22 protein-coding genes are annotated in these 25502 nt (G+C 71.9%); 11 read left to right on the forward strand and 11 right to left on the reverse strand.

The window, feature by feature from the left end:
- Positions 1-107 precede the first annotated feature (107 nt).
- The 4 genes from ABD350_RS05170 to ABD350_RS05190 form a co-directional block, all read right to left on the reverse strand.
- Positions 108-1292 (reverse strand): aminotransferase class V-fold PLP-dependent enzyme, encoded by a 1185-nt coding sequence (locus ABD350_RS05170; protein WP_344346537.1) that lies wholly within the window; start codon positions 1290-1292, stop codon positions 108-110.
- Positions 1293-1523: 231 nt separating this feature from the next.
- Positions 1524-2105, reverse strand: a complete 582-nt coding sequence (locus ABD350_RS05180) for a sugar O-acetyltransferase (RefSeq protein WP_344346539.1) — start codon at positions 2103-2105, stop codon at positions 1524-1526.
- A gap of 147 nt (positions 2106-2252) precedes the next feature.
- Positions 2253-2666, reverse strand: coding sequence for a hypothetical protein (locus ABD350_RS05185; protein WP_344346540.1), 414 nt, complete (start codon positions 2664-2666; stop codon positions 2253-2255).
- 82 nt (positions 2667-2748) lie between these two features.
- Entirely contained in the window at positions 2749-3297 is a 549-nt protein-coding gene (locus ABD350_RS05190; RefSeq protein ID WP_344346541.1) for a cysteine hydrolase family protein, read from the reverse strand.
- 165 nt (positions 3298-3462) lie between these two features.
- Here ABD350_RS05190 and ABD350_RS05195 point away from each other — a divergent pair, with 165 nt between their 5' ends.
- Entirely contained in the window at positions 3463-4263 is an 801-nt protein-coding gene (locus tag ABD350_RS05195; protein ID WP_344346542.1) for an inositol monophosphatase family protein, read from the forward strand.
- Positions 4264-4533: 270 nt separating this feature from the next.
- Positions 4534-8154, forward strand: coding sequence for a hypothetical protein (locus ABD350_RS05200; protein ID WP_344346543.1), 3621 nt, complete (start codon positions 4534-4536; stop codon positions 8152-8154).
- A gap of 62 nt (positions 8155-8216) precedes the next feature.
- Here ABD350_RS05200 and ABD350_RS05205 read toward each other — a convergent pair whose 3' ends face one another.
- The 4 genes from ABD350_RS05205 to ABD350_RS05220 all read right to left on the reverse strand — a co-directional run bounded on the left by ABD350_RS05205 (position 8217) and on the right by ABD350_RS05220 (position 12100).
- Positions 8217-8675 (reverse strand): MaoC family dehydratase, encoded by a 459-nt coding sequence (locus tag ABD350_RS05205; RefSeq protein ID WP_344346544.1) that lies wholly within the window; start codon positions 8673-8675, stop codon positions 8217-8219.
- 89 nt (positions 8676-8764) lie between these two features.
- Positions 8765-10288 carry an acyl-CoA synthetase gene (locus tag ABD350_RS05210; RefSeq protein ID WP_344346545.1) on the reverse strand — a complete coding sequence of 508 codons (1524 nt, stop codon included), beginning with the start codon at positions 10286-10288 and terminating at the stop codon, positions 8765-8767.
- An 11-nt stretch (positions 10289-10299) separates the two neighbouring features.
- Entirely contained in the window at positions 10300-11172 is an 873-nt protein-coding gene (locus ABD350_RS05215) for an amidohydrolase family protein (protein ID WP_344346602.1), read from the reverse strand.
- A gap of 16 nt (positions 11173-11188) precedes the next feature.
- The gene (locus ABD350_RS05220) at positions 11189-12100 is read right to left on the reverse strand and encodes an SDR family oxidoreductase (protein WP_344346546.1); all 912 of its coding nucleotides are present in this window, start codon (positions 12098-12100) and stop codon (positions 11189-11191) included.
- Between the two features lie 205 nt (positions 12101-12305).
- Here ABD350_RS05220 and ABD350_RS05225 point away from each other — a divergent pair, with 205 nt between their 5' ends.
- The gene (locus tag ABD350_RS05225; protein ID WP_344346547.1) at positions 12306-12719 is read left to right on the forward strand and encodes a MarR family winged helix-turn-helix transcriptional regulator; all 414 of its coding nucleotides are present in this window, start codon (positions 12306-12308) and stop codon (positions 12717-12719) included.
- A 270-nt stretch (positions 12720-12989) separates the two neighbouring features.
- On the opposite strand, the gene ABD350_RS05230 is transcribed toward ABD350_RS05225, so the two are convergent.
- Positions 12990-13730 (reverse strand): class I SAM-dependent methyltransferase, encoded by a 741-nt coding sequence (locus ABD350_RS05230; RefSeq protein ID WP_344346548.1) that lies wholly within the window; start codon positions 13728-13730, stop codon positions 12990-12992.
- Between the two features lie 347 nt (positions 13731-14077).
- Here ABD350_RS05230 and ABD350_RS05235 point away from each other — a divergent pair, with 347 nt between their 5' ends.
- Positions 14078-14278, forward strand: a complete 201-nt coding sequence (locus tag ABD350_RS05235; protein WP_382466840.1) for a winged helix-turn-helix transcriptional regulator — start codon at positions 14078-14080, stop codon at positions 14276-14278.
- Positions 14279-14671: 393 nt separating this feature from the next.
- Positions 14672-15340 (forward strand): Crp/Fnr family transcriptional regulator, encoded by a 669-nt coding sequence (locus ABD350_RS05240; protein ID WP_344346549.1) that lies wholly within the window; start codon positions 14672-14674, stop codon positions 15338-15340.
- On the opposite strand, the gene ABD350_RS05245 is transcribed toward ABD350_RS05240, so the two are convergent.
- Together ABD350_RS05245 and ABD350_RS05250 are read right to left on the reverse strand one after the other, a co-directional pair.
- Positions 15322-16017: a 4'-phosphopantetheinyl transferase family protein gene (locus ABD350_RS05245; RefSeq protein ID WP_344346550.1), complete on the reverse strand. Its 696-nt coding sequence runs from the start codon at positions 16015-16017 to the stop codon at positions 15322-15324. The genes ABD350_RS05240 and ABD350_RS05245 overlap by 19 nt on opposite strands.
- Positions 16018-16084: 67 nt before the next feature.
- Complete coding sequence (locus ABD350_RS05250; protein ID WP_344346551.1) at positions 16085-17386, reverse strand: cytochrome P450 family protein; 1302 nt, start codon at positions 17384-17386, stop codon at positions 16085-16087.
- Between the two features lie 328 nt (positions 17387-17714).
- On the opposite strand from ABD350_RS05250, the gene ABD350_RS05255 reads away from it, so the two are divergent.
- From ABD350_RS05255 to fabD, 6 genes are all read left to right on the forward strand, one after another.
- Positions 17715-18473, forward strand: a complete 759-nt coding sequence (locus tag ABD350_RS05255) for a Crp/Fnr family transcriptional regulator (protein WP_344346552.1) — start codon at positions 17715-17717, stop codon at positions 18471-18473.
- Between the two features lie 86 nt (positions 18474-18559).
- Positions 18560-19873 (forward strand): cation:proton antiporter, encoded by a 1314-nt coding sequence (locus ABD350_RS05260; protein WP_344346553.1) that lies wholly within the window; start codon positions 18560-18562, stop codon positions 19871-19873.
- A gap of 91 nt (positions 19874-19964) precedes the next feature.
- Positions 19965-20858: a DUF6039 family protein gene (locus tag ABD350_RS05265; RefSeq protein ID WP_344346554.1), complete on the forward strand. Its 894-nt coding sequence runs from the start codon at positions 19965-19967 to the stop codon at positions 20856-20858.
- Entirely contained in the window at positions 20842-22074 is a 1233-nt protein-coding gene (locus ABD350_RS05270) for a hydroxymethylglutaryl-CoA synthase family protein (RefSeq protein WP_344346555.1), read from the forward strand. Before ABD350_RS05265 ends, ABD350_RS05270 begins: the two co-directional genes overlap by 17 nt.
- A 4-nt stretch (positions 22075-22078) precedes the next feature.
- Positions 22079-22870 carry an enoyl-CoA hydratase-related protein gene (locus ABD350_RS05275; protein ID WP_344346556.1) on the forward strand — a complete coding sequence of 264 codons (792 nt, stop codon included), beginning with the start codon at positions 22079-22081 and terminating at the stop codon, positions 22868-22870.
- On the forward strand, positions 22867-25458 hold the full coding sequence (fabD, locus tag ABD350_RS05280; protein ID WP_344346557.1) for an ACP S-malonyltransferase: 2592 nt from the start codon (positions 22867-22869) through the stop codon (positions 25456-25458). The genes ABD350_RS05275 and fabD overlap by 4 nt, the downstream gene beginning before the upstream one ends.
- Positions 25459-25502 lie beyond the last annotated feature (44 nt).

The following is a 25502-nucleotide window of genomic DNA, read 5'->3' on the forward strand; positions in this document are numbered from 1 at the left end:
GGGACCAACCGCTGCCGTACCGGTTCGGCAAGGGCCGATGCCCGGGGGCGGTGTGGTCGGTCCCGGTCACCGCGGGGCGTGCCGGCGCACCGTACGCGGGTGGGCGCTCAGGCCGAGAGGGAGTGGAGCGCCTGGGACAGCCGCTCGATGTCCTCGTCGGTGTTGTAGTAGTGCACCGATGCGCGCACCACGGCGGGCAGCCCGCGCGCGCCCAGGTCGTAGCGGGCCGAGGCGATCGTCGAGACGCTGGTGTTGATGCCCGCCGCGGCGAGATGCTGCCGTACGTCGGTGGCGGGTACGCCGTCGACGGTGAACGTGACGATGCCGCACAGACGCCGGCCACGGTCCTGGACGGTTACTCCCGGTGTCCGCGCGAGCCGGTGCCGCAGCCGCGCCGCGAGGGCCGTGACCCGTTCCTCGATCGCTTCGATGCCCCAGTCCAGAGCGTAGTCCACGGCGACACCGAGGCCGATCTTCGCCGCGTAGTTGGCTTCCCAGACCTCGAACCGCCGAGCGTCGGACCGGATTTCGTAGGTGTGCGCGCCGGTCCACGTCGCGGCGTGCAAGTCGAGGAACGGCGGCTCCAGCTTGTCGATGAGCCGGTCGGAAACGTAGAGGAAGCCGGTACCGCGCGGCCCGCGCAGGAACTTGCGCCCCGTCGCCGACAGCATGTCGCAGCCGATCTCCCCCACGTCGACCGGCAGTTGCCCCACGGACTGGCAGGCGTCGAGCAGGAACGGAACGCCCGCGGCGCGGGTCAGCCGGCCGATCTCGGCCGCGGGGTTGACCAGACCGCTCTGGGTGGGCACATGGGTGACGGCGACGAGCTTGACGTCATCGTCCAGGCGCCGCTGGAGGTCCGCTACCGACAACTGGCCGTGTTCGTCGTCGTCGACCACCTCGACGCGGGCGCCGGTGCGGCGGGCCACCTGCAGAAAGGCGATGACATTGCTGGCGTACTCGGCGCGGGAGGTCAGAATGCGATCGCCGGGCCGGAAGCGCATCGCGTAGAAGGCCGTGTCCCAGGCACGGGTGGCGCTTTCGACCACGGCGACCTCGTGCGGCCGGCAGCCGATCAGGCGGGCGATCGACCCGTAGACGGCGTCGACTTCGGAGGCTTGCGCCGCCGCGGCCTCGTAACCTCCGAGCCGTGCCTCCAGCCGCAGATGGTCGATGACGGCTTCGAGGACCGGAGCCGGGGTGAGCGCCGCGCCGGCGTTGTTGAGGTGCACGACGTTCGCGCACCCCGGGGTCTCGCGGCGGGCACGGGCCACGTTCACTGGTTCCGGCATGGCACTCCTTCACACGGGGCTTGTGGGGGCCCGTGCGGCACAGCGGTCAGGCCTGTGCCGCACGGGCGGTCAGGGGGCACACCGGCCGGTGCGGGTGATACGGGTGATCGTCTCCAGCGTGAGGGAGCGGTCGTGGGGTGCGGTGGCCAGGGCGCGGTGGAGGGGCAGGCCCTCGATCAGGACGCGGGTACGGCGTTCCGGTCGGCGTGTCCGGTGACCATGGCGACAGCCTCACAGGCTCCGCACCACGCGGGCCGGGTTGCCCACGGCGACGGTGTCGGCGGGGATGTCCTTGGTGACGACGGCGCCCGCGCCGATGACGGAGTTGTCGCCGATACTCACCCCCGGGCACACGATGACCCCGCCGCCGAGCCAGACGTTGTCACCGATGGCGATCGGCTTCGCCGCTTCCAGCTTGTCGCGGCGCGGCTGCGGTTCCAGCGGGTGAGTGGGGGTGAGCAACTGGACGTTCGGCCCGATCTGGCAGTCCTCCCCGATCGTGATGGCGGCGACGTCCAAGGCGGTGAGGTGGTAGTTCACGAAGGTCCGGGCACCGATGGTGATGTTGCTGCCGTAGTCGACGTACAGCGGCGGACGGACGTGCGCCCCCTCACCGAGGGCGCCCAGCAGTTCGGCCAGGATCGGCTGGGCCGCGGCGGCGTCCTCGGCGTAGGCGGCCTGGTAGCGGGTGGCCAGGCGGACGGCCTGCTGCTGTCTGCGGGCGATGCCGGGGTCGTCGGCGATGTAGAGGTCGCCTGCCTCCATGCGCTCCAGGTTCGTACGCGGATCGTCCGCGAAGTAGTCCGTCGGCATGCGGACGAGCGTACCTCGCGGGGCGTACGAACGTACGCTCCACGTCGCGGAGTTGCGCCGGTGCGCAGCCACAGCTCCGCCGGTGACGGCCCTGGCCGACGCCGCGCGGCGGGATCACCGGCATGGCCCGCGGACGCCGCCACGAACTCACACCGACCCGGCAGGCGGTCCATCGGAGCGCAGCGCGGACCGCATCTCATCGAGGGTCGGGGGCCCGGGATCAGGCACGGGCTGACCGACCTCGGACGGCCAACGGGGACGTACGCATCGCACGAAGTCCTCGAAGTCGGTCCGCAGATACCGGGAGTCGGCCGGCTTCAGCCGGATCTGGTGACGGCTGTCGGCCCACCAGATCTCGAAATCCGCGACCGTGCCCTCGGCCGGCCAGTCATCGCTGCGTTCCGGAAGCAGCACGACGTCGACGAAGCCTCCGACGCTCAGGCCGATGTCCACGAAGATCCCGATCGCCCCGGGCCGAGGAACCTTCACGACGGTGCCCTCGACAACCTGCCCGAAGCGCAGCCCCCTGCGGATGCGGGCCCATTCGACCTCTGTCACCACGCACGCATCTTCGCACTTCCGCCCGGGGCGTCGGCAACTGCACGCGGACCGCCCCCGTCGGTCCGTCGGCGGTCCCGGGCGGTCACAGGGCTGGTCGCCTTCGCAGTTCCTCGCTCGTGCACACCCGCGCGCCCATGTTCCGCTCCATCATCTGCAGGGCTGCCCGCGCGAGGTCCTCGTGGATGTGCGCTACGGCATCCTTGGGAACGACCACGTCGAAGTGGCGGATGTGTGCGTCCAGCGCCGAGTACAGCACGCACTGCTCGGTCACCTGCCCGGTGAGCACCAACTGATCGATGTTCTGTTGTCGCAGGAGGTACTCCAGAGGGGTCTCGAAGAAGACCGAGTGTCGGGCCTTCAGGACGAATAGCGACTCCGCGTCGGGCTTCAACGGTTCCACCAAAGACCCGTGCGGGCCGTTCAAGGCCTCGTCCAGCAACTCGCCGTGATGCGATCGCCACTCACCGAAGTTGTCGTTCACGTAAATCACCGGCACCGAGAGACCTCGCGCGTGACGCAGGAGGTCCGCCACGACTGGGACAACCTCCCGCGCGGAGGGAAGCAGCAGGTCGGCGTCCTTGTGGTCGTAGGTGTTGATCATGTCGATGACCAGCAGCGCAGTTTTGCTCACGCCCACCGGGTTCCCAGATTTACGCTTATCCCCTTGGTGTTTTCTGTTCGCGAAGACCTTCCTGGGGCGGCCGGGCCGGGGCTGCCGGAGATCTTCTCGCTCCCTAGTGCTCTGACCGGGAAGGTTCGCCGGGACGGGTAGCTTCGCCTCGATAGTCTGCACGGCATGATCGACTCATACGTGCGCTCCGACGATGCTGCAGTCGCGATAGCCGGGGCGCGGGCTGGCGCGGACGTGGTCCGTGACATGTACGGTCAGCGGCTCAATCGCATCGATAAGGGTGCCGGGGACTTTGCCACCGCCGCCGATGTGGAGGCCGAGAAGACGATCCTCGGCGTCATCCGTGCCGCACGGCCCGATGACGCGGTACTCGGTGAGGAAGGCGGGCAGCAGGGCGCCACCGACGCTGTGCGCCAGTGGTTGGTGGATCCCCTGTGCGGCACGCTGAACTACGCCGTCGGCACCATGCTGGTAGCCGTCAACGTGGCGCTGCGCGATGGGGCGGCGGCCGTGGCCGACCCGTTCAGCGGCGAGGTTTTCTTCACCGACGGGGAGGCCGCCTGGGTGCGGCATGACGGCGCCGACGACGCGCTGCTGACGCCCACGCCCACTACCCGCTTGGTAGACGTCAACCTGGATCCGCCGTTCCCGAGCGCGCCGGGATTCCGGGCCGTGGATCTGCTGGCCCACCCTGGGTTCGTCGCACGTTTCCGGCCGCGCGTCGTGTCCACGACGCTGGCGCTGGCCTGGGTCGCTGCCGGCAAGCGCGCCGCGTATGTCACCGATGGCAGCGACCTGTCCGGAAGTGTGCATTTCGCGGCCGGTATCGCTTTGTGCCGGGCTGCCGGCTGCGTTGTCACCGGCATCGACGGTGCCCCGATAGGTGAGGCAGGCCGTGGGCTTGTGGTCGCCGCCGACGACGAGACCCACGGGCTGCTGATGTCGATGATGCGCAGCCGAAGCTAGTGCTGCGGCCGCATGGGTGTCGCCGGGCTGGGTCGGTCTGGGACTGGAGCGGCCTGCCGCCCCAGCGGGTGCCCTTCGACGGCGTACCGTAGGCCCCTGAGCGTGCTGCTTGCCGACGGGAGACCGGTCTGGCTGCGCGGCGCGACAGGCACCCCGGTGCCCTGCGTGGTGGCGTCCGCGGGAGTCAGTGGGCGGTTGGGAGGGGTCTCCCCGGCGGGCTGGTGCTGGTGCCGGCCGGGATTGTCAGTGCCGGCTTCTAGCATGGCGGGCATGACGAAGACGCAGGTGGGGGCGGCGGGGCGGCTGCTGCGCGAGATGGTCGGGGCGGGTCGGGGCGCGGAGGGTACGGGCCCGCGCAGCGGAGTCGCGGTGCGGGCGGTGCGGCGGGCGCGGCCGGCGCGCTCGGTGGCGGCCAAGGTCGCCGCCGCGGGGGGAGTGGACGACGAGACGGCCGCCTTCCTCCGTGATGTGACGAAGCGTCACCTCGGCGGGGACGCGGACCGCTGGTGCGCGCTGCACGACGCGCTGGCCGGCCACCCCGGCGCCCTGCCCGAGCTGCTCGCCGCGCCGCCGGCGCCACCAGTGCGAGACGACACGCTCCGTCCGCCCGCGCCCCGCAGTGTCCACCGCACGCTCGGCCTGCTCCTTGAGCACACGGAGCCACGGCACGCCGCTGCCGCGTTCGCTGCCCTGCCCGAGCGGGTGACGACGGAGCTGCTGGCCGGCGGAACCCCGCCGGCGCCCACCCTCGTCGCCGCCGTCCTCGACCACGGCGACCCCCGCACCCGGGCCGCCCTGGCCCGCCATCCCCGGCTCGACACCCGGGTGCTGGCCCGGCTGGTCGCGGTCGGTGACGCCCGGGTCGCCGCAGCCGTCTACCGCAACCCGCGCACCACCCAGTCCCTGCGCCGCACCATCGCGGAACGGCTCGACGCCGTCCCGCTCGACAGCGCGCTGCGCGCCGAGCTGACGGCGCCGCACGGCGAGGTCCCGCGCACCTGGCTCGCCCCGCTGCTCGGCTCGGGCGACCCGCACCTCGTCGTGCCGGCACTGCGGTGCGGAGTGCGACAGGCCGCCCAGCGGTACGCCCTGCTGAGAATCTGGGAGCGGACCGGCCCGGACGCCGTACGCGCCCTGCTCGACGACCCCGCCGCGGCCGCCTGGCTGAGCCGGGCCACCGTCGACACGGTGACCGAGGCCCTGGCCGCCCCGGACGGCGACGGGCCGCGTCGGCTGCGCGCGCAGGGCGAACCCTACGAGGACCCCGCCCGGCTGCCCGCGCTGCTCGCCACCGCCCGGGGCACCAGCACCCTGCGCGACCTGCTGTCCGAGCCGTACGTCCATGATCTCGACGCGCTCGCCGCGGCCCATGCCGCGACCCCGTTCATGCCCAAGGCCTGCGAGGAGCTGGCCCGCCACGAGGCGGCGAGCGACGCACAGCGCCAGGCGTTCCGGCTGTGCGTCCTCAACGAGCCGTGGCGGGCCGGGGGCCGCCGTGCGGGAAACACCACCCTGCCCACTCGGCGCCTCGCCCAGGAGGAGCTCGACGACAGCGCCGCCGTCTGGGCGGAGGGCATGGCAACGGCGGGGTACCTCGACCCGGTCGAACTGATCGGCACCGCGCGCCCCGCCGTCCATGCCCTCGCCGCGCTCGCCCGCCTCGCCGAACGGGACCTGCTGGGCACGGCGGCGGCCGCCGAACTGCGGGCACTGACACGGGCGCACCTGGGGGAGCGGGAGCGAGCCTGGGCCGCGCTCGACGTCCTGCTGCCCGAGCACGCGGGAACGGTCGCGGAGCTGATCGCCAAGGCGGGCAAGGTCCCGGACCAGGCAGCCACCGAGCCCCGGCCACCGGCGCCGCCTGCCGAGCACGCTGCCGAGTCCCAACCGCGGGCCGAGCGCGTCGCCGAGTCCGACCCGCCGGCCGAGCACGCTGCCGAGCCCGAGAGTGTCGCCGACTCCGGGCCGCCGGCCGAACACCTGTCACCCTTCCGGGAACCCTCGTCCCGGCGTACTCTCCACCGGCGCGACCGTGTGCACGCCCTGGCCGCGCTCGACCTGCTGTACTCCCTCGCCCCGGACGGCGCGCCCCGGCCGAAGGACCCCGAGGTGCTGCGCGCGCTGGCCGACTACGAGCCGGCGACCGCGCCCGGCCTCGCCACCCCTCGCTGGTTCGCCCTCGCCTGCGCCTTCCACGGCATCCCCCCGTCCGGGGATGGTTTCGCGTACGGGGCGCCCACCCTCGCGCAGGTGCGCGCACAACTCCCGGAGACATACGGATCCGCCGCACAGCACACCGAACACGCCTACGTACAGGGCGTGCTGCCCGCCGACGAATTGCTCACCCTGCTGCCCGCCCGGCGTCTGCTCCTGCTGCCCCACGACTGGCAGCGACTGGCGTTCGCCGACGCGTGGCGGGCCGCGCTCGCCCGTCGGCTGCGCGCCGAACTCGGCACCGACCCCGACGCCTGGCTCCGCCTGGCCGCGACCGTGACGGCGTCCGAAGCCGCCGGTGAGGGGTTGACCTGGGCGCGGCTGCTCCAGCGCGCGCAGTGCGGTGCGGGCCCGGCGGCGCACGCGGGAACGGCCATCGGCAGGTCCGGACCGGCCACCCCCGACGAGGCGATCAAGCTGCTGGAGCACGGCGACCATCTGTGGGGCTGGCCGGAGGGCACCCTGCTGTGCCTCGCCGACGCCGAGGTGGTCGACGCCGTCCTGCCCCGGCTCGGGCCCGACGGGCCCTGGCTGCTCGCCGCGTACCTGCTGCGCCACGACCGCACGCCCCGCACGGTCCTCGACCGGCTGCTCGCGGACCGCGACCCCGACGCGCTGCGCGTCCTGGCCTCCCAGTCCCGCTGGATGGAGCGCAGCGGCGCGGTGGAGCGCCTGGTCGACCTCGACGACCCCGAGGTCGATCTCGCCCTGCTGCGGCACTGGATACCCCGGCCCCTCGTCCACCGGATCGTGACCCGGTCACGGCCAGGTGCCGGGCGGCCGTCCCTGGGCGCCCGGGTGCTCGCCGACTGGCGAGCCGGACACTCCGCGCGGCCGGCCGGCGGTCTGATGTGGCTGTGCTCCGCCGAACCCGACCTCTTGGAGGAACTGCTCGAAACAGAGGGCTCCCGGCTCGGCCTGGGGTATCAACTGCTCGGCTGCCTACGGCTGCTGGAGTACGGCGGTGCCGACCGGCTGGCGCGGCTCGCGGGGCGGGGCGTGCTGGGGCGCTCCGCCACCACCGTATGCGCGAAGGCCCTCGCCTCCGCCGACCCCGCCGCCGTACTCCGCGCCCGGCTCGACCGCGAACTGGCGCCGGAGAAACTCGTCCGGAAGCTGCGGCGCGCCCGGCACGCCCCGCACGCACGCGACCTCGTCGAGTCCCTCCCGCCGGGCGAGCCCGTGGACTGGGCCGCGCTCGAAGCCGCCCACACCGGGGAACCGCTCCCGTACTGGCGGGACATCATCCGCTTGGACGGCGTCCCCGAGGACGTACGGCTGCGACATGCGGCGCTGCTGCCGGAGCCGGGGCCCGACGGCCTGCCCGGCGGCGCTCGGCTCACCCGGGAGCGCGCCCGGCACGGTCTCGGCGACCTGTTCCGCCACGCGCCGACCACCCAACTGGACGGGCTGCTCACGGCGGGACTGCTCGACGGCGCGGACCTGATGCGCCTCGCGGCCCCGGCCGCGCGGATACTCGCCTATCTGGGCGCGGCCGCCCGGCGCACGGACGCCCCGCCCGAGGCCGCCGAGGCCCGCGCTCTCCTCGCGGACCTGGTGCGCTCCGGACTCGGCACGGACCCGGCGGCTTGGCACCGGGTCGCGCGACGGCTGACCGGTCTGGACCCCGAGTGGGATCCGGTCTCGGCGGTGGAGGCGTTGTTGGCCGCCCGGTAGTGGTTCGCGGGGCTCCGCTCCGGTGGGGGTGTGCGGGCGCGATGGCTCCCGTTTCCCGCTGGTCAGGCGTAGTGGCGGTAGACGGCCTGGGCCACGCAGGCCGGCTTGTCGTGGCCCTCGACCTCGACGGTGAACGTCAGGGGCATCTGCACGCCGTTGCCCTTGACCTCCTCCACCGTGCCGACGACCCCATGGAGGCGGATCCTCGCGCCGACGGGGACGGGGCTGGGGAAACGGACCTTGTCCAGGCCGTAGTTGACGCTCATCGTGGTGCCGGTGATCCTCAGCAGTTCGTTGAAGAGGGGGATGACGAGGGAGAGGGTGAGGTAGCCGTGGGCGATGGGGCCGCCGAAGGGCCCGCCCTCGGCCTTCTGCGGGTCCGTGTGGATCCACTGGTGGTCGCCGGTGGCGTCGGCGAAGGTGTTGACTCGCTGCTGAGTGATTTCGAGCCACTCGGTGCGGCCGAGGTCGGCTCCGCCGAGGGACTTGAGTGCGTCGAGGCCGTGGGCAGTGGTGGGCATGGGCGGATCCTTTCGATGGGCGGACGGTGGTCGGTGTGTCCGTCGGGGCGCGTTGCCCGGTACGTCTGCCAGGTGTGGGGGTGGTGGGATCAGTCCCCGTGGGTGTCGCGCACGACGGACTTGACGATCTTCCCGGTGGCCGTTCGGGGCAGGCTCTCCGTCACCACGAGGGACTTGGGGATCTTGTATGCGGCGAGCCTGCCCCGCAGATGGCCGAGGAGGTCCTCCTCGTCGGCGCGGACGCCGGAATCGAGCACGACGACGGCACGGCCGACCTCGCCCCAGACCGGGTCGGGTACGCCGATGACCGCGCACTCGGCGACCGCGGGATGGGTGAGGAGTACGCCCTCCACCTCGGCCGGATAGACGTTCTCGCCGCCCGAGACGAACATGTCCTTGACCCGGTCGACGATGTAGGCGTAGCCGTCCTCGTCGACGCGGGCGACGTCGCCGGTGCGCAGCCAGCCGCCGTCGGTGAAGACGGCTTCGGTGTCTTCGGGCCGGCCCCAGTAGCCGGTCATGACGTTGGGGCCCTGGACGAGGATCTCCCCGGGCTCTGAGGGGCCGGCGTAGCTGCCGTCGGGCAGGACCAGGCGTGTGTCGGTGAAGAAGTGCGGTACGCCGGCGGAGCCCGCCTTCGCCGCGGCATGCTCCTTGTCCAGGTAGAGGACTCCGGGGGATGCCTCGGTCATCCCGTAGCCCTGGCTGAAGGCCAGGCCGCGGTCGAGGTAGGCGGCGATGGTGCGGGCCGGAACGGGGGCGCCGCCGCAGTTGAGGGTGCGCAGACTGGACAGGTCCGTGGTCGCCCAGCGGGGCCGCGCCGCCATCGCGTCGTACATCGTGGGGACGCCGAACATGCAGGTCACCCGTCGGCTCTCGATGAGTTCCAGCACGCGTTCGGCGTCGAAGGAACCGAGCAGCACCACCCGGCCGCCCTTGAGCAGGGTGGGCAGGCAGGTCATGTTGAGCCCGGCGGAGTGGAACAGCGGGGCCACGACGAGGGTGACCTCGTCGCCGGTGAGGTCGGTGTCGACGAGGACGTTGACGCTGTTCCAGGTGATGTTGCCGTGGGAGAGGACAGCGCCCTTGGGACGGCCCGTGGTCCCGGAGGTGTACATGATGAGGCACGGGTCCTCCGGTAGCACGGTCTCGTCCAGGGGACCGGTTTCCGCACCGGTCAGCAGGTCCTCGTAGCCGAGGGCGTCATCGTCGTCGGACCGGGCGAGGGCGATCCGGTGCCGGACCCCGGCCGCCTCGGCCGCGGCGCGGGCCGCCTCCGCCTGTCCCACGTCGTGGACGAGGACGGTGCTGCCCGAGTCGGACAGGTTGTACGCCAGCTCCGGGGCCGCCAGCCGGGTGTTGAGGGGGACGAAGACCGCGCCGAGGGCACCGGCGGCGAACAGCGTCTCCAGGAAGGCCGGATGGTTGGGGCCCAGGTAGGCGACCCGGTCGCCGCGTTTCGTGCCCAGGCCGCGCAGGGCATGGGCGAGACGCAGTACGCGCTGGTGCAGTTCCCGGTAGGTCCAGCGGCGTTCCTCGTGGACGACGGCGATCCGGTCGGGTGTCTTGCGGGCCCGGCGCGCCGGCCATGAGCCGATGCCTTGGTTCCACACGAACGGCTCCTTCACTCAGGGCGCAGGCCGAGCAGGCCGGCGGCGTTCTCCTTGAGGATCTTCGGCCGGACCTCCGGCTTGATGTCGAGCGTGTCGAAGTCGGCGAGCCACCGGTCGGGTGTGATGACGGGGTAGTCGGAGCCGAAGAGGACCTTGTCCTTGAGCAGACTGTTGGCGTACCGCACGAGCTGCGGTGGGAAGTACTTCGGGGACCAGCCGGACAGGTCGATGTACACGTAGGGCTTGTGGGTGGCCACCGCGAGGGCCTCGTCCTGCCAGGGGAAGGACGGATGGGCCAGGATGATCCGCAACCGCGGGAAGTCCACGGCGACATCGTCGACGAGCAGGGGGTTGGAGTACTTCAGGCGGATGCCGCCGCCGCCCGGGAGGCCGGCGCCGATGCCGGTCTGGCCGGTGTGGAAGAGGGCGGGTACGCCGAGTTCCTCGATGGCCTCGTACAGCGGGTAGGCGAGCGGATCGTTCGGGGAGAACGCCTGGACGCTGGGGTGGAACTTGAACCCGCGCACGCCGTACTCCTCGACCAGACGCCGGGCCTCACGCACCCCTGCGCGGCCCTTGTGCGGGTCGATGGAGGCGAAGGGGATCAGGACGTCGGCGTGGGCGGCGCAGCTCTCGGCGATCTCCTCGTTGGAGATGCGGGGGTGGCCGGTGGCGTGTTCGGCGTCGACGGTGAACACCACGGCCGCCATGCGGCGTTCACGGTAGTAGGCGGCCATCTCCTCGATGGTCGGCTGCCGGTGCCCGTGGGCCTTGAAGTACGCCTCGGAGGCCCCCATCAGTTCCGGGCTGAGCGCCCCGTGCCCGTCCTTGGACACCTCCGCGTGCGTGTGCACGTCGATGGCGGTCAGCCGGTCGAGGTCCAGTGCGAGGTCGCCCATCTCACGCCTCCGGTACCCGGGGCGCGGGGATGCCGTAGGACTCGGGCTCGGCGCCGACGCCGTCCGCCCACGCGGAGGCGATGGCGTCGGCGCTCCAGCCGCCGTCGGCGAAGGCGACGGCCTTCTCCTTGGGATGGGCCCACAGGGCCAGACGGTCCCCGCCGACCCCGATGGCCTGCCCGGTCACCTCGGCGGACAGGTCCGAGGCCAGGAAGGTGACCAGGCCGGCGACGTCCTCGACGGTGCCGAGGCCCTCGTCCTTGCGCAGCCAGTCCGGCAGCGGCTTGCCGGTGCGCTCGGACTCCTCGATGAACGGCGCGAAGACCGGGATGGTCTTGGTCATCTCGGTGGCGGCGACGGGGATCACGGCGTTGACCGTGATGCCGGCGCGGCCCAGCTCCATGGCCCAGGTCCGGGCCATGGCGACGATCCCGGCCTTGGCCGCGGCGTAGTTGGTCTGCCCGAAGTTGCCGCGCTGCCCGGCCGGTGAGGAGATCAGGATCAGCCGGCCACCGGTGCCCTGCTGCCGCATGCGGACGGCGGCGGCCCGGGCACACGTGAAGGTGCCGCGCAGGTGGACGCGGACCACGGCGTCGAAGTCGTCGTCGGTCATCTTCCACAGCACCCGGTCGCGCAGGATGCCGGCGTTGCAGACCAGCACGTCGAGGCTCCCGAACTCCTCCACCGCCGTGTCGACCAGTCGCCGGGCCGCCTCGCTGTCGCCGACCGCGGCGACTACACCGGTCGCCCTGCCGCCCGCGGAGGTGATCGAGGCGACGGCCGCGTCGACCACGGCTTGGTCGGTGTCGTTGACGACGACGGCGGCGCCCGCCGCGGCGAGGGCCTGGGCATAGGCCAGTCCGAGACCGCGTCCGCTGCCGGTGACGACGGCGGTTTTTCCCTGAAGAGCCATGAGAGGTGCCTCTCTTACGGGGTGAGGGAGGAGTACTGAAAGCGCCGGCCCGGGCCGGGATCGACAGGAATCCTGATGAACGCCAGTCTGGGTAATCAACAGGATTCCTGTCAATGGCCTAGTGTGGAGCCGCCGAGTCCGCGGCGAACAGCGAAGGGAACGACATGAACCGACCCGGGCGGCCCGTCACCACGGGAGGGCGAGCATGAGCGCCTCACTGCTCTACTTGGTCAAGAGAACGGAACTGGCGGTACGCGCCCGCCTGGAGGAACTGCTCAAGCCCGCCGGGATCACGGCGTTGCAGTACACCGCCCTCACCGTGCTGGAGCGGCGCGACGGAATCTCCGCCGCACAGCTCGCCCGCGACTCCTTCGTCACCGCCCAGTCCATGGCCGACATGGTCCGCGCCCTGGAACGCCGCGGCCTGATCCGCCGCGAGCCCAATCCCGGCAATCGCCGCGAACGTCTGATCCTGCTCGCCGCCCCGGGGCGGCAGCTGCTGGCCGAGTACGCGGGGCCGGCCCGCGCACTGGAGGAGCGCATGATCGCGGACCTGACCGCCGAGGAGGCCGACGCGTTCCGCCGGGCACTCGTCGGGGCGTGGCGGGCCCTGTCCTGATGACGCGTCGTCAGGTTGCGGGTGAGGCCGTGCTGGTGGTGAGTGGTCGGCCGCAGGTGGCGTCGGGGCGGGTGGGGAAGGCCTGGGCGGCGGTGACGGGGATGACGTGGTGAGTTGGCGGTAGTAGCACTCGATCCGCCGGTGCGTCTTCGTCCGCCGCACCAGGTGGGCGGCCGTCTGCTTGCTTCCGGGGGGTGTGGCAGGCGTCCTTGCCGACGGCCGCACCTGCGGAGCGGGGACGCCTGCCTTCATGTCCCGGCGCGGTGGGACTTACGGTTTGTGGGTTACCCAGAGCAGTTCCGCCGGCCAGCGGTGTCCCCAGTCGGGTGGATCGGTCTCGTTGTAGCCGTTGGGTGTTCCCGGCTCGGGCCGCGGCTCGATGAGGTCGTCGATGACGAGACCCGCGCCGCGCAGGACCTTGACCCAGTCGCCGTAGGTGAGCTGATAGCTGGTCGCGCCGTCGTCCTCGGCGATGGTGTCCAGCCCGAAGTAGTCCCGCTGAAGCGTCGTGGTCACCCGGCCGGCCGCTTCGTCGTAGCACACTTCGAACCACGGGCTGGCGACATTGAACACCAGGCGTCCGCCTCGAACCAAGACGCGTGCGGCCTGCGGGACGGCCAGATGCGGGGGCGCCCAGCTGAGCCCGCCGAAGTCGCAGAACACCAGGTCGAAGCTGTCGGCGGCGAAGGGGAGTTGTTCGGCCGCGCCTTGCACCAGCGGGTAGCGGGCCGTTCCCATCGCGCGGGACGCAGCGGCGAGTTGGGCTTCGGACAGGTCGACCCCGACCACGGTGGCGCCCTCGGCGGCGAGCGCCCTGGACCACTGGCCGGCGCCGCAGCCGAGTTCGAGGACGCGCTTGCCGGTGACGTCTCCCAGGGCGTGCAGGTGCGCGTCGGGGATGGAGTACATGCCCCACAGCCGGGGTGCGGCGCCGATTTGCGGGTCGTGCCTGTGCTGGTAGGCGCTGCTGATCTGGTTCCAGAGCTGCCGGTTGCCGGGGATGCTGTCCATGTGCCGACTCCAGCACTGCCTGTCGGGCGCGGTCAACACGATTAGGGCACTGGCCGGCCTTGGCCCCGGTTCGGCCCTGGCTCGACCCGTGATCCGCCGGAAACGAGCCCTGTCCGGTGCCGCGCAGATCTCCGTCGGACCGGCCCAAGAGGCCGGTCCTCGCGGGCCTGTGCGTACGCGGTGGCGAAGGCGTCGGGTGTCTTTGTGGCGGGCGCCGCCCTCGACGTGGATCGTCTCGCCGGAGACGAGACCCGGGCGGAGGAGCCACATCACCGCAGCCGGCGGCTTGACGGTCCAGCTCGGTCGCGCGGACGCCCGTACACCGCCGATGCCCCGGATCCCGGTGCATCACCCCGAAGGTCCTGACGGAGACCCTGCGCTTCCTGGAAGCCGGCGGTCTGGTCGGCCGCCACGCGTACGACGAGGACCCGCCCCGCGTCGAGTACGCCCTCACCCCGCTGGGCCGCTCGCTGCGCGCCGTACGGCTCCGGGCCGGAGGACATGTCGCGGGCATCGAGGCGGTCCGGGCCCGGCAGTCGAGTCGCTGAGCGATGAGTCCGGCGGCATGACCAGGAGCGGTCAGGTTCCTCTCGGGCCGCACGATGAGGCTGTTCTCACGCGGACCGACCCTTTCGAGCCGACCGGTGTGGCCGTGCGTGCGGTGAGGCGGTCGGCGGCCGGGCTTGAGTGTCGAGTGGCCGGATCGCGCCATTCTCCGGGCGGTGGCGCAGTGGTAGAGCAGCGAATTTGATCTGGCGTGGCCGAAAACAGTCCCTCTTGGACCGGCGAATGGACCGGGCGAGTGGCCGAAGATGGTATATGGTCCAGATTCGGCGGAGTGCAGGGGGGCACGATTTGCCTGGGGAGGGTGGAACGGGCCTTCAACTTTTGTTGACTGGATTCCGCCTCGTTACGGCCGCCGGATGCGAGGGGGAGTACATATGTTCGCCGGCACGTGCACGCCGTTGTGGGAAACTCTGCGGGAGAGAATGGCCGGGGAGGGGAGGGCGGCCCCGGTGGTGCGGCTGGTGCGCGGCGAGAACGCGTATTCCAGCGGGCAGTCCGACGACAGCCTGTACCTCGTCGAGGAAGGCCAGGTCAAGACCGTTTCGGACTCGCCGGACGGCAAGCGATGTCTGCTGTCCATACGAGTGGAGGGGGAGTTCTTCGGTGAACTGGGAATCCTGCGGGGAACGCGCCCGGAGACCGCGACGGCGATGAAGCGGAGTGTCCTGCGGAAACTGTCGGCCGCACATGTGGCGGCGGTGCTGCAGGATCTGGGAAACACCGAGGAGTTCGCCCTGCACCTGATGGCGCAGATGTCCCGGCAGCAGCGGTTGATCGCCAACATGGTGACCATGAACTGCGAGCAGCGGCTCGCGGTGACACTTCTCGATCTCGCTCGGAAGGTCGGCCGGCGGCAGGGGGCCGAGCTGCGACTGGAACGGCGGATCACGCACGAGGAACTCTCGGAAATGGTCGGGACGACACGCTCCCGGGTGGGGTTCTTCCTGAAGAGGTTCTCCGACAACGGGCTGCTGGTGCACAGCGGATCGGCCCAACTGGCCGTGAATGAGCCCCGGTTGGCGCGCTACGTGGCGATGGTCTGACCGGGGCCGGCGGGGGCGTCGCCGTGGTGGACCACCACCATCCCGGCGGCGTCCGCGCCGCGGCGCAGGGCGAGCGCGGCGATATGGCCGGGGCCCGGCCGCCACTGGTGAAACTGCCACTGGCCCGTGGCATCGGCGGCCAGCGCGATCGTCCCGGTGTCGGACAGCGCGCCGAAGTCGCAGCGGTGGAACGGGTGGGCGAGGCCGAGCCCGAGAGCCTTGGTGTAGGCCTCCTTCAGCGTCCAGTACCGAAGGAGGGCGTCGGCCCGCCGGCCGGCGGGCAGCCCGGCGAGCGCGGCGGCCTCGGCGGGGGCGAGCACTCCGGACGGCCGGGGGGTGCGCTGCTGGGCGGCCTCCTCGACATCGATGCCGCAGTCGGTCCGGCGGGTCACCACGCAGACGGCCGCACCGGGCGCGTGGGAGAGGTTGAACCTCAGCCCGGTCTGCGCGCCACGGCCGGCGAGTTCCGGACGGCCGTGCCAAGTGGTGCGGAACTCCCAACCCAGCGGCGGGAGTTCGGGGTGACACCAGGACAGCGCCGTACGCAGCAGGGCGTGCCCCACCGCGTACTGGGCGCGGTCCCGGGCGAAGCGGAAGCGGGCCAGCCGGTCGTGCTCGGCGGGCGTGAGCAGTGCCAGCCCCGCCCGGACCGCGGGGTCGTGGTCCGAGTCCGGCACGCGCGCGGTCCATACGTGGGCCTCGCGCGTGCCGGGCCGGAGCCCTCGCTCTGTCATCCCGCGCGGGTCAGGCCGGCGGGCCGAGTTCGACCGGCAGCTCGACCAGGCCGCGCATGATCCGGGTGGGGCGCCAGCGCAGGTCGTCACGGGAGCCGGACAGCGACATGCCCGGGTAGCGGTCGACCAGTGCCGCGATGGCCTCCTGACCCTCGATCCGGGCGAGCGGTGCCCCGATGCAGTGGTGCAGGCCGTAGCCGAAGGCCAGGTGCGGGTTGTCGGTGCGGGTGATGTCCAGCCGGTCGGGGTTCTCGAACTGCCGCTCGTCGCGGCTGGTCGAGGCGATGGAGACGGTGACCACGCTGCCGGCCGGGATCACGGTGCCGGCCACCTCGACATCCTCGGTGGAGACCCGCATGGTGGACAGCTCCACCGGTGGGTCGTAGCGCAGGAACTCCTCCACCGCGGAGGCGACCAGGTCGGGCTTGGCCCGCAGCAGGGCGAACTGCTCCGGGTTGTCGAACAGTGCCAGGGTGCCGTTGGCGATCAGGTTGACGGTCGGCTCCTGACCCGCGCTGAGCAGCAACATCACGGTGGAGACCATCTCGGTCTCGGTGAGCCGGTTGCCCTCGTCGCGGGCGACGATCAAACCGGTGATCACATCGGGCTGCTGGTCGCTGGTGTCCTCGTCGCTCTCCGCGAGGTCCTTGAGCTCCTCGCGGCGGCGGGCCAGCAGCTCGGTGAAGAAGGACTGCATCGCCGCGTAGCCCTGCTGCGGGGTGAGGGCGCCGTCGACCACCGCGTCCGGGGCGGTGAGCATGGCGGTGGCCCAGATCCGGAAGTTCTCCCGGTCGGTGTTCGGCACGCCGAGGATCTCGCAGATGACGGTGGTGGCCAGCGGGTGCGCGTAACTCTCGATCAGATCGGCGGTCCGCTGACCGGCGAGGCCGTCGAGCAGCTGCTCGGCGATCTCCCGCACGCGCGGACGCATCGCCTCCATCCGGCGGTTGGTGAACGCCTTGCTGATCAGCTTGCGCAGCCGGGTGTGGTCCGGCGGGTCGGTGTTGACCAGGTGGTACAGGTAGTCGGCGCGGTTGTCGCGCTCGCCCTTGACGTAGCCGGCGTCGCGCAACTGGTCCCAGGCCAGGCCCGGATCCTTGGCGAAGCGGGCGTCGTTCATGACGTCGCGGGCCTCGGCGTAGCGCAGCACGAGCCGGCGGTGGAGGCCGTTGGGTTCGCGGATGGTGTGGACGACGCCCTCGGCGCGCATGTCGGAGTACAGCGCGTAGGGGTCGACCCGCGGCCCGGTCGGCAGGACCTTCGGGTCCTCGGTACCGGACGGCGCGCCGGGCTGTGATGACCGGTCATTCACGGGGCAGTCTCCGTTCCTCGGCAGGTCGGCTCGATCCGGCGGTTACGCCCGAGCGCACCGAACCTAGACCGGCCGAACCGGGCATTTCTGCGCTGGATTGAGCATCGCGCGAAGTCGGCGGGGAGCCGCCGCGGCCGGTGGCAGACCCGCGTCGAATGAGGGTGCGCGGGCATTGGTGTAGGCCGGATATTTTCCTATGCTTGCCCCCGCACCTCGCTTATCCGTACATCATGGCGATCCTCACGCCAGTCCAACGCGTCCGCCGGGCCGGGCCGCCCGGGCCGGGACGACGGTCCTGTGCCGCTTTCTAGGCGATTCGAGGTTGAAGATGAGGGCAACACTGGAACACCACCGGACCCGTCCTACCGCCACCGCCGCCCCCGTGCGGCGTCCCGTCGAGCAGGCCGACACCGACTCGGCCCGCTTCCGCACCAAGCTGCGCGCGCTGTGCGCCACGCGGCTGCACGACACCCCGACCCTGACGGTGCCCCGGCGGGGACACGTGTACATGGACGGCGGCCGGGACCGGCACATATACGTGATCGAGACCGGGCAGGTCAAAACGCTGATGACCACCGGGAGCGGCAAGCGATGTCTGCTCTCCATCTCCGGGGCGGGCGACGTCCTGGGCGAACTGGGGCTGCTCGGCAGCGAGCGCTCCGACACCGTCGTCGCGCTGGAACCGGCGACGCTGCACCAGATCCCGGGCGACCGGTTCCTCTCGGTGCTCGCCGAGGGCGGGCTGCTGCCGGAGTACGTGCGGCACCTCGGCGAGCGGGTGATCGAACAGCAGAAGATCATCGTCGACATGGTGACGATGGAGTGCGAGCGCCGCCTGGCGGCCCGGCTGCTGCTGCTCTCCCGGCAGATCGGCGTGCGCCGCGGGCCGCTGGTGCTGATCCGGGCCCGGATCACCCAGGAGGAACTGGCCGAGATGGTCGGTACCACCCGCTCCCGGGTCGGGCTGTTCCTCAAGCGCTTCCGGGAGGCCGGCCTGGTCGACATGGTGCAGGGTTCCCTGCTCGTCGACGACCGGCGGCTCGGCGACTACATCGAGGGCCGGCCGGCGGCCGACGGCCGCTTCTGATGCTCAATTCTGAGTAGCTGGGCACTCGTCGGGACGCCAACCCTTGGGACTCCGGAAAAGACCGGCACCAAGGGGGACGTCCGAACATGAGCGAGCATCAGACCCTGCTGTTCCTGCTGCAGCTGGCGTCCCTGCTACTCGTCGGCACCGGCATGGGCCAACTCGCCCGCCGGGTGGGCCTGCCGGGCGTGGTGGGCGAACTGTTCAGCGGTGTGGTGCTCGGGCCGACCGTGCTCGGACATCTCTCGCCCGACATGTACGCCTGGATGTGGCCGGCCGACAGCTCACAGACCCGGCTGCTGGAAGCGGTCAGCACCTTCGGCGTACTGCTGTTCATCGGATTGTCCAGCGCCCACCTGGACCTGCGGATGCTGCGCCGGCGCCCTCGCACCGTGCTCTCGATCAGCATCGCCGCGCTGGTGCTGCCGCTCGGCCTGGGCGTCGCCACCGGCCTGCTGCTGCCCGGCAGCCTGCTCGGCCCGCATGCCGACCGCTCCTCGTTCGCGCTGCTGATCGGTGTGGTGATGGGCGTCAGCGCGATCCCGGTGATCGCCAAGACGCTGACCGACCTGGGCATGCTGCACCGCGACATCGGCCAGCTGACGCTGGCCGCGGCGGCCGGTGAGGACGTGGTCGCCTGGATCCTGCTGTCGCTGGTCTCCGCCATGACGGCGGGCGCCCTGAAAGCCGGTCACATCGTCTCCAGCGTGGCGCACCTGCTGCTGTTCCTGGCCGTGGTGATCGCCGCCCGGCCGCTGCTGCGCCGGGCGCTGGGACGGGCCGAGAAGGCCGAGGGCTCCGGGCCGGTGATCGCGATCACCGTGGTGGCGATCCTGGCCGCCTCGGCCGGCAGCCAGTCGCTGGGCCTGGAGTCGGCGCTCGGCGCGTTCGCGGTCGGCTGCCTGCTCAGCTCGCCGTCCCGGGAGACCGCGGCGCGGCTGGCCCCGCTGCGGACCGTCACACTCTCCGTGTTCGCCCCCGTCTTCCTCGCCGGGGCGGGTCTGAAGGTGGACCTGTCGGTGCTGGGCGACCCCGGGACGCTCGCCGCCGCGGTGGTGGTGCTGCTGCTCGCCGTCGGCGGCAAGTTCGCCGGCGCCTACCTGGGCGCCCGGTTCGGCCGCCTGACGCACTGGGAAGGGCTTGCACTGGGCTCCGGGCTGAACGCCCGCGGCGCGGTCGAGGTGGTGGTGGCGAGCATCGGCCTGCGGCTCGGCGTGGTCAGCCCCGCGATGTACTCGATCATCGTGCTGGTCGCCGTACTCACCTCGGTGATGGCCGCGCCCACCCTGCGCTGGACCATGGCGAAGGTCGAGCACCGCTCCGAGGAGCACCTGCGGGCCGCCGAACTCGCCGCCTGGGCGGACCGCCCCTCGGCGCCGGCCGACCCTGCGCAGAATTGAGCAGCAGGAATCCGCTGCGCGCTCTTAACGTAATCCGGTAGTGATCGTCGGGGACGACCGGCTGATTTCCGTGGAAAAGGAGGCGGGCAACGTGACGGCCGCAGAAGATTCCAGCACACAACCCAGGATCAGGCCGGCGTTCCACCAGACCTCGGTGCCGTTGGACAAACTGCTGAATTCCGCCGACGCGGGATTCCTCATCCACCGGGTCGGGCAGCTGAAGAACGAGTTCCGCGAGGAAGGCATGTCCTTCTCCGCGGACCTGGTCGACCTGATCAACAACGCCCAGGTCGGCTACGTCTCGATTTTCGCCTTCGAGGAGCTGTTCGGGACGCAGAACCGGCTGCACTGGCTGCTGCACCTGAAGGAGCCCAGCGACTACCGCCGGATGCTCGACATGGTCGACCACTCCCAGAAGTGGGCCGACGTGTCCGCCGGCGACCGGCTGCCCACCAAGGGCGGCGGCAACTGGGAACGCATGTTCGTCGAGGGCTCGATGACCGAGACGATCATCTGCCCGCAGCACGGTCTGAGCCACCACGACGACGACCACCCGCTGGACACCTTCCAGCCACCGGCCCGCTACCAGTCCCGGCTCGCCCCCGAGCAGCTGCTGCACTCCGTGAACACCCCGCTCACCGTGCACCGCCGCCTCCAGGTCCGGTACGCGCTGCGCGAGGAGGCCCGGAAGTTCTGGTTCGACTGGGCCGGATACGTCTCCGAGGCGATGACCGGCCGCGCCACCGCCTTCCTCTACGAGGAGATGTGGGGCCAGCAGGACCGCCTGCACCTGCTGATCCACCTCGCCTCTCCGGAGGCCTACCACGAGCTGACGGCCCTGCAGGAGACCGACCCGGAGCTGCGCCGCCTGATGGCCTCCCAGGTCGTCCCCGACAGCAAGGGCGGAGGCGGCTGGCACCGCACGGTGCTCGACGGCACGATGACCGACACCCTCTGGGCGCCGCTGCATGGCCGTCGGAGTTGAGGCGGCCCACGCCTATGTCGGGCGGGCCGCCCTGGACGTCAGGGAACTGTTCCACGCGCGCGGACTGGACCTGGGCCGCTTCGACAACCTGATGATGGTGCAGAAGTCGGTCAACCTGCCGTGCGAGGACCCGGTCACCAACGCCGTGAACGCGGCCAGGCCGATCCTCGACCGGCTCACCGGGGAACAGCGCGACAGCATCGAGGCGGTGATCGTCGGCACCGAGTCCGGCCTGGACTTCGGCAAGCCGATCAGCACCTATGTGCACCACTACCTCAATCTCGGCCGGCGCTGCCGCTCCTTCGAGGTCAAACACGCCTGCTACGGCGGCACCGCGGCGCTGCGCACCGCGCTCGGCCTGCTGGCGGGCAGCCCCCGCCCGCGGGCCCGGGCACTGGTGATCGCCGCCGACGCGGGCGGCTCGGTGGTCGGCATGCCGTACTGGGAGCCGTCCCACGGCGCCGGCGCCGCCGCCCTGCTTATCGGCCCCGAACCCGAGGTGCTCGACCTCGACCCCGGCGCGGCCGGCCTCTACAGCCACGAGGTGATGGACACCTGCCGGCCGCGCCCCGACCTCGCGGCCGGTGACTCCGACCTCTCCCTGCTGGCCTACCTGGAGTGCCTGGAACGCTCCTTCGCCGACTACCAGGAGACGGTCGCCGGGGCCGACCTCGTCGACACCTTCGACCACCTGGCCTTCCACACCCCGTTCGGCGGGATGGTCAAGGGCGCCCACCGGCACCTGATGCGCCGGGTCAAGCGGATGTCCCCGGACGCCATCGAGGCCGACTTCCGGACCCGGATGGCCGCCTCGCTGGTCAACCCGGCACGGATCGGCAACACCTACGCGGCCGGCCTGTTCGTCGCCCTGCTGTCGCTGATCGAGCACGGCGACTTCAGCGAACCGCGCCGGGTCGGCCTGTTCTCCTACGGGTCGGGCTGCGCCTCGGAGTTCTACAGCGGCGTGGTCGGCGCCGGGGCGCCCGCCCTGCTCGCCCAGTACCGGACCGCCGACGCCCTGGACGCCCGGCACCGGCTCGCCGTCGCCGACTACGACCGGCTGGCGAAACACACCGCCGAGGGCGCCCCCGGAGTGCAGGACGCGGTCCTCGACGTGTCGCGGTACGCGGACGTCTACGACCCGGCGCTGCACGGCAGGGAGCACCTGGTGCTGGACCGGATCGAGAACTTCCACCGGCGCTACCGATGGAGCTGAGCAGATGGACCTGAGCACGGATCACCGTACGATCCGACTCTCCGGCACGCCGGGCGTCCTCACCGTCGCCCTCGACCGCCCGGACGCGCAGAACAGCATCGACACCGCCATGATCCGGGAACTGCACGCGGCGCTCGACACCGCCGAGGCCGACCCGGACTGCCGGGTGGTGGTGCTCACCGGCGGCGACGGCGTGTTCTGCACCGGCATGGACCTGCTCGGGGCGGCCGCCGAGGGCCGCCCCGACCGGGAGCGGGCGGCACAGGGCGGCGCCGAGTTCCTCGGCCTGCTGAAACGCCTCACCCTCACCCCGCGGGTGGTGGTCGCCACCGTCGACGGCCGGGTGGCCGGCGGCGGCGTCGGCCTCGTCGCGGCCAGCGACTTCGTGCTCGCCACACCCCGTTCCACGTTCAGCCTGCCCGAGGCGCTGTGGGGTCTGCTGCCGTGCAGCGTCGCCCCGTTCCTGATCCGCCGCACCGGCTTCCAGAAGGCCTACGCGATGAGCCTGAGCACCCTGCCGGTGACGGCCGATCAGGCACTGCTGTCCGGCCTGGTCGACCAGCTGGTGGACCAGCTCCAGCCGGCGCTGCGCAGACTCGCCTTCCGGGTCACCAAGGTGGAGGGCGCCACGGTCGGCGACCTGAAGCGGTACTTCACCAAGATGTGGATCATCACCCCGGAGGCCGAGCGCCTCGCGATCGACGAGTTCGCCCGGCTGATGTCCTCCGACGGTGTCGGCCGCCGGATCGCCGACTTCGCCGAACGGCAGCGCTTCCCGTGGGAGGGCGGATCGTGACGCGGCGGACCGCATGGCTCTTCCCCGGCCAGGGCGCGCAGCGCCGCGGCATGGGCCGCGACCTGTTCGACCGCTACCCGGAGGCGATGGCCGTCGCCGACCGGATCCTCGGCTTCTCGGTGCGCGAACTCTGCCTCGGCGACGCCGGCGAACGGCTCACCGACACCCGCTACCTGCAGCCCGCGCTGTTCGTCGTCAACGAGCTGACCAGACGCGCGTACGCGGCCCGCGAACCCGCCCCCGACTTCCTGGCCGGGCACAGCCTCGGCGAGTACAACGCGCTGCTCGCCGCCGGCGCCTTCGACTTCGAGACCGGCCTGGCCCTGGTCGCCCGCCGCGGCGAACTGATGGGCCGGGCCACCGGCGGCGCGATGACCGCCGTGATCGGCCCCGGCGCCGCGCGGATCGCCGGCCTGCTCGCCGAGGCCGGCCTCGACGACGTCGACCTCGCCAACCTCAACTCCGCCGAGCAGGTGGTGCTCTCCGGCCCCGCCGAGTCGCTGCGCCGCGCCGCCGAGACCGTCACCGCCACGGGAGCGGGACGCTGCGTCCCGCTGCGGGTCAGCGCCGCCTTCCACTCCCGTCACATGGCCGACGCCGCCCGCGAGTTCGCCGCCTTCCTGGACGGCTTCGAGCTGCGCGACCCCGGCCGCCCCGTGATCGCCAACGTCACCGCCCGGCCCTACCGCCCCGGCGAGGTCCGCCGGCTGCTGGCCGCCCAGGTGCACAGCGCGGTCCGCTGGTCCGAGAGCATGCGGCACCTGCTGGAGCAGGGTGTCGACCGGATCGCCGAACAGGGCCCGGGCAGAGTGCTGACGGGGCTGTGGGACGCGGCGCGGAAGGACGCGGAGAACGGGCAGGCACCGCGACCCCGGCCCGCCGTCGGTCATGATCCGGCATCGCGTCCCCAGCCTGTCGTCGGTCACGATGCGGCACCGGGTGCCGAGCCTGTCGTCGGTCACGTTCCGGCGCCGCGACCCCGGCCCGCCGTCGGTCACGATCCGGCATCGCGACCCCGGCCCGTCGCCGGCCACGACTCCGCTTCGCGACCCCAACCCGCCGCCGGCCACGCCCCGGCACCATCGGCGGCCGGAGCGGTCACCGGCACGGCGTCCGGCGCCGGACCGGCCACCTCTCCGTCCTACGCCGGACCGGCCACCTCTCCGTCCCGAGCCGCCGCGGCCGTAGTCCCACCAACCCCCGCTCAGACGCCACCCCCTGACGGCCTTTCGGGGCTCACCGCGGAGCGGCTGGGGTCGGCGGGGTTCCGGGCCGATTACCGGGTGCGGTACGCCTACCTGGCCGGGTCGATGTACAAGGGCATCGCCTCCACCGAACTCGTGGCCCGGATGGCGCGGGCCGGGCTGCTCGGGTACTTCGGGACCGGCGGGCTGCGGCCCGAGCGGATCGAGGCGGCCATCACCACGCTCCGCGCCGAACTCGGCCCGGACGGCCGCTTCGGGATGAATCTGCTGCACGCGCTGCACGACCCGGCGCTGGAGGAGACCACCGTACGGCTGTTCCTGCGGCACGGCGTACGGTTCGTCGAGGCGTCGGGCTTCACCCAGCCGACCCGTGCGCTGGTGTGGTACCGGCTGAGCGGGGCGCACCGGGACGGCGCGGGCCGGGCGGTGGCGCCGAACCGGCTGCTGGCCAAGGTCTCCCGGCCGGAGGTGGCGACGGCGTTCATGGAGCCGGCGCCGGAGGCACTGGTACGGGGGCTGCTCGCCGACGGACTGCTGACCGCCGCGGAGGCGGAGGCGGGCCGCGCGCTGCCGCTGGCGGGGGAGGTGTGCGCGGAGGCCGACTCGGGCGGGCACACCGACGCCGCGGTGGCGTACACCCTGATGCCCGCGATGACGGGCCTGCGGGACCGGATCGTGGCCGAGCGCGGCTACCCGGACGGCATCCGGGTCGGCGCGGCGGGCGGCCTGGGCGCGCCGGAGAGCCTGGCGGCGGCGTTCGTGCTGGGCGCGGACTTCGTGGTCACCGGCTCGGTCAACCAGTGCACCCCGCAGGCCGGGACGTCCGATGCGGTGAAGGACCTGCTGGCGCAGGCGGACGTCCAGGACACCGGGTACGCGCCGGCCGGCGACATGTTCGAGATCGGGGCGCGGGTGCAGGTGCTGCGCCGCGGCACGCTGTTCGCGGCCCGCGCGAACAAGCTGTACCAGGCGTACCGGCAGTACGACGGCCTGGAGGCGATCGACGCCAAGCTGCGGCGGACGATCGAGGACGGCTGGTTCCACCGCGACCTGGAACAGGTCTGGAAGGAGACCCGCGAGTACCATCTGCGGGGCGGCCGCCCCCAGGAGGTCGAGCGGGCCGAGCGGGACCCCAGGCACCGGATGGCGCTGGTGTTCCGCTGGTACTTCGTGCACAGCACCCGGATGGCGCTGCGCGGCGACCCGGCCGAGCGCGTCAACTACCAGATCCACACCGGCCCGGCGATCGGCGCGTTCAACCGCTTCGCCGCCGGGACCGCGCTCGCCGACTGGCGCAACCGCCATGTCGACGCCGTCGCCGAGGCTTTGATGGCCGGCGCGGCCGAGGTCCTCCGGGACCGTTTTTCCTCGCTGGGCCGATAATTCGGCGGCCTGCTCAATAGTGAGCTGCGCCGATCTCCGAAGGA

This window comes from Streptomyces nogalater (assembly GCF_039532885.1).
GTDB classification, from domain to species: Bacteria; Actinomycetota; Actinomycetes; order Streptomycetales; family Streptomycetaceae; genus Streptomyces; species Streptomyces nogalater.

Excerpts from the sequence above, each read along its gene's own strand:
- ABD350_RS05170 (WP_344346537.1), bottom strand. The coding sequence starts at position 1,292 with ATGCCGGAACCAGTGAACGTGGCCCGTGCCCGCCGCGAGACCCCGGGG.
- ABD350_RS05180 (WP_344346539.1), bottom strand. The coding sequence starts at position 2,105 with ATGCCGACGGACTACTTCGCGGACGATCCGCGTACGAACCTGGAGCGC.
- ABD350_RS05195 (WP_344346542.1), top strand. The coding sequence starts at position 3,463 with ATGATCGACTCATACGTGCGCTCCGACGATGCTGCAGTCGCGATAGCC.
- ABD350_RS05200 (WP_344346543.1), top strand. The coding sequence starts at position 4,534 with ATGACGAAGACGCAGGTGGGGGCGGCGGGGCGGCTGCTGCGCGAGATG.
- ABD350_RS05205 (WP_344346544.1), bottom strand. The coding sequence starts at position 8,675 with ATGCCCACCACTGCCCACGGCCTCGACGCACTCAAGTCCCTCGGCGGA.
- ABD350_RS05220 (WP_344346546.1), bottom strand. The coding sequence starts at position 12,100 with ATGGCTCTTCAGGGAAAAACCGCCGTCGTCACCGGCAGCGGACGCGGT.
- ABD350_RS05225 (WP_344346547.1), top strand. The coding sequence starts at position 12,306 with ATGAGCGCCTCACTGCTCTACTTGGTCAAGAGAACGGAACTGGCGGTA.
- ABD350_RS05230 (WP_344346548.1), bottom strand. The coding sequence starts at position 13,730 with ATGGACAGCATCCCCGGCAACCGGCAGCTCTGGAACCAGATCAGCAGC.
- ABD350_RS05240 (WP_344346549.1), top strand. The coding sequence starts at position 14,672 with ATGTTCGCCGGCACGTGCACGCCGTTGTGGGAAACTCTGCGGGAGAGA.
- ABD350_RS05255 (WP_344346552.1), top strand. The coding sequence starts at position 17,715 with ATGAGGGCAACACTGGAACACCACCGGACCCGTCCTACCGCCACCGCC.
- ABD350_RS05260 (WP_344346553.1), top strand. The coding sequence starts at position 18,560 with ATGAGCGAGCATCAGACCCTGCTGTTCCTGCTGCAGCTGGCGTCCCTG.
- ABD350_RS05270 (WP_344346555.1), top strand. The coding sequence starts at position 20,842 with ATGGCCGTCGGAGTTGAGGCGGCCCACGCCTATGTCGGGCGGGCCGCC.
- ABD350_RS05275 (WP_344346556.1), top strand. The coding sequence starts at position 22,079 with ATGGACCTGAGCACGGATCACCGTACGATCCGACTCTCCGGCACGCCG.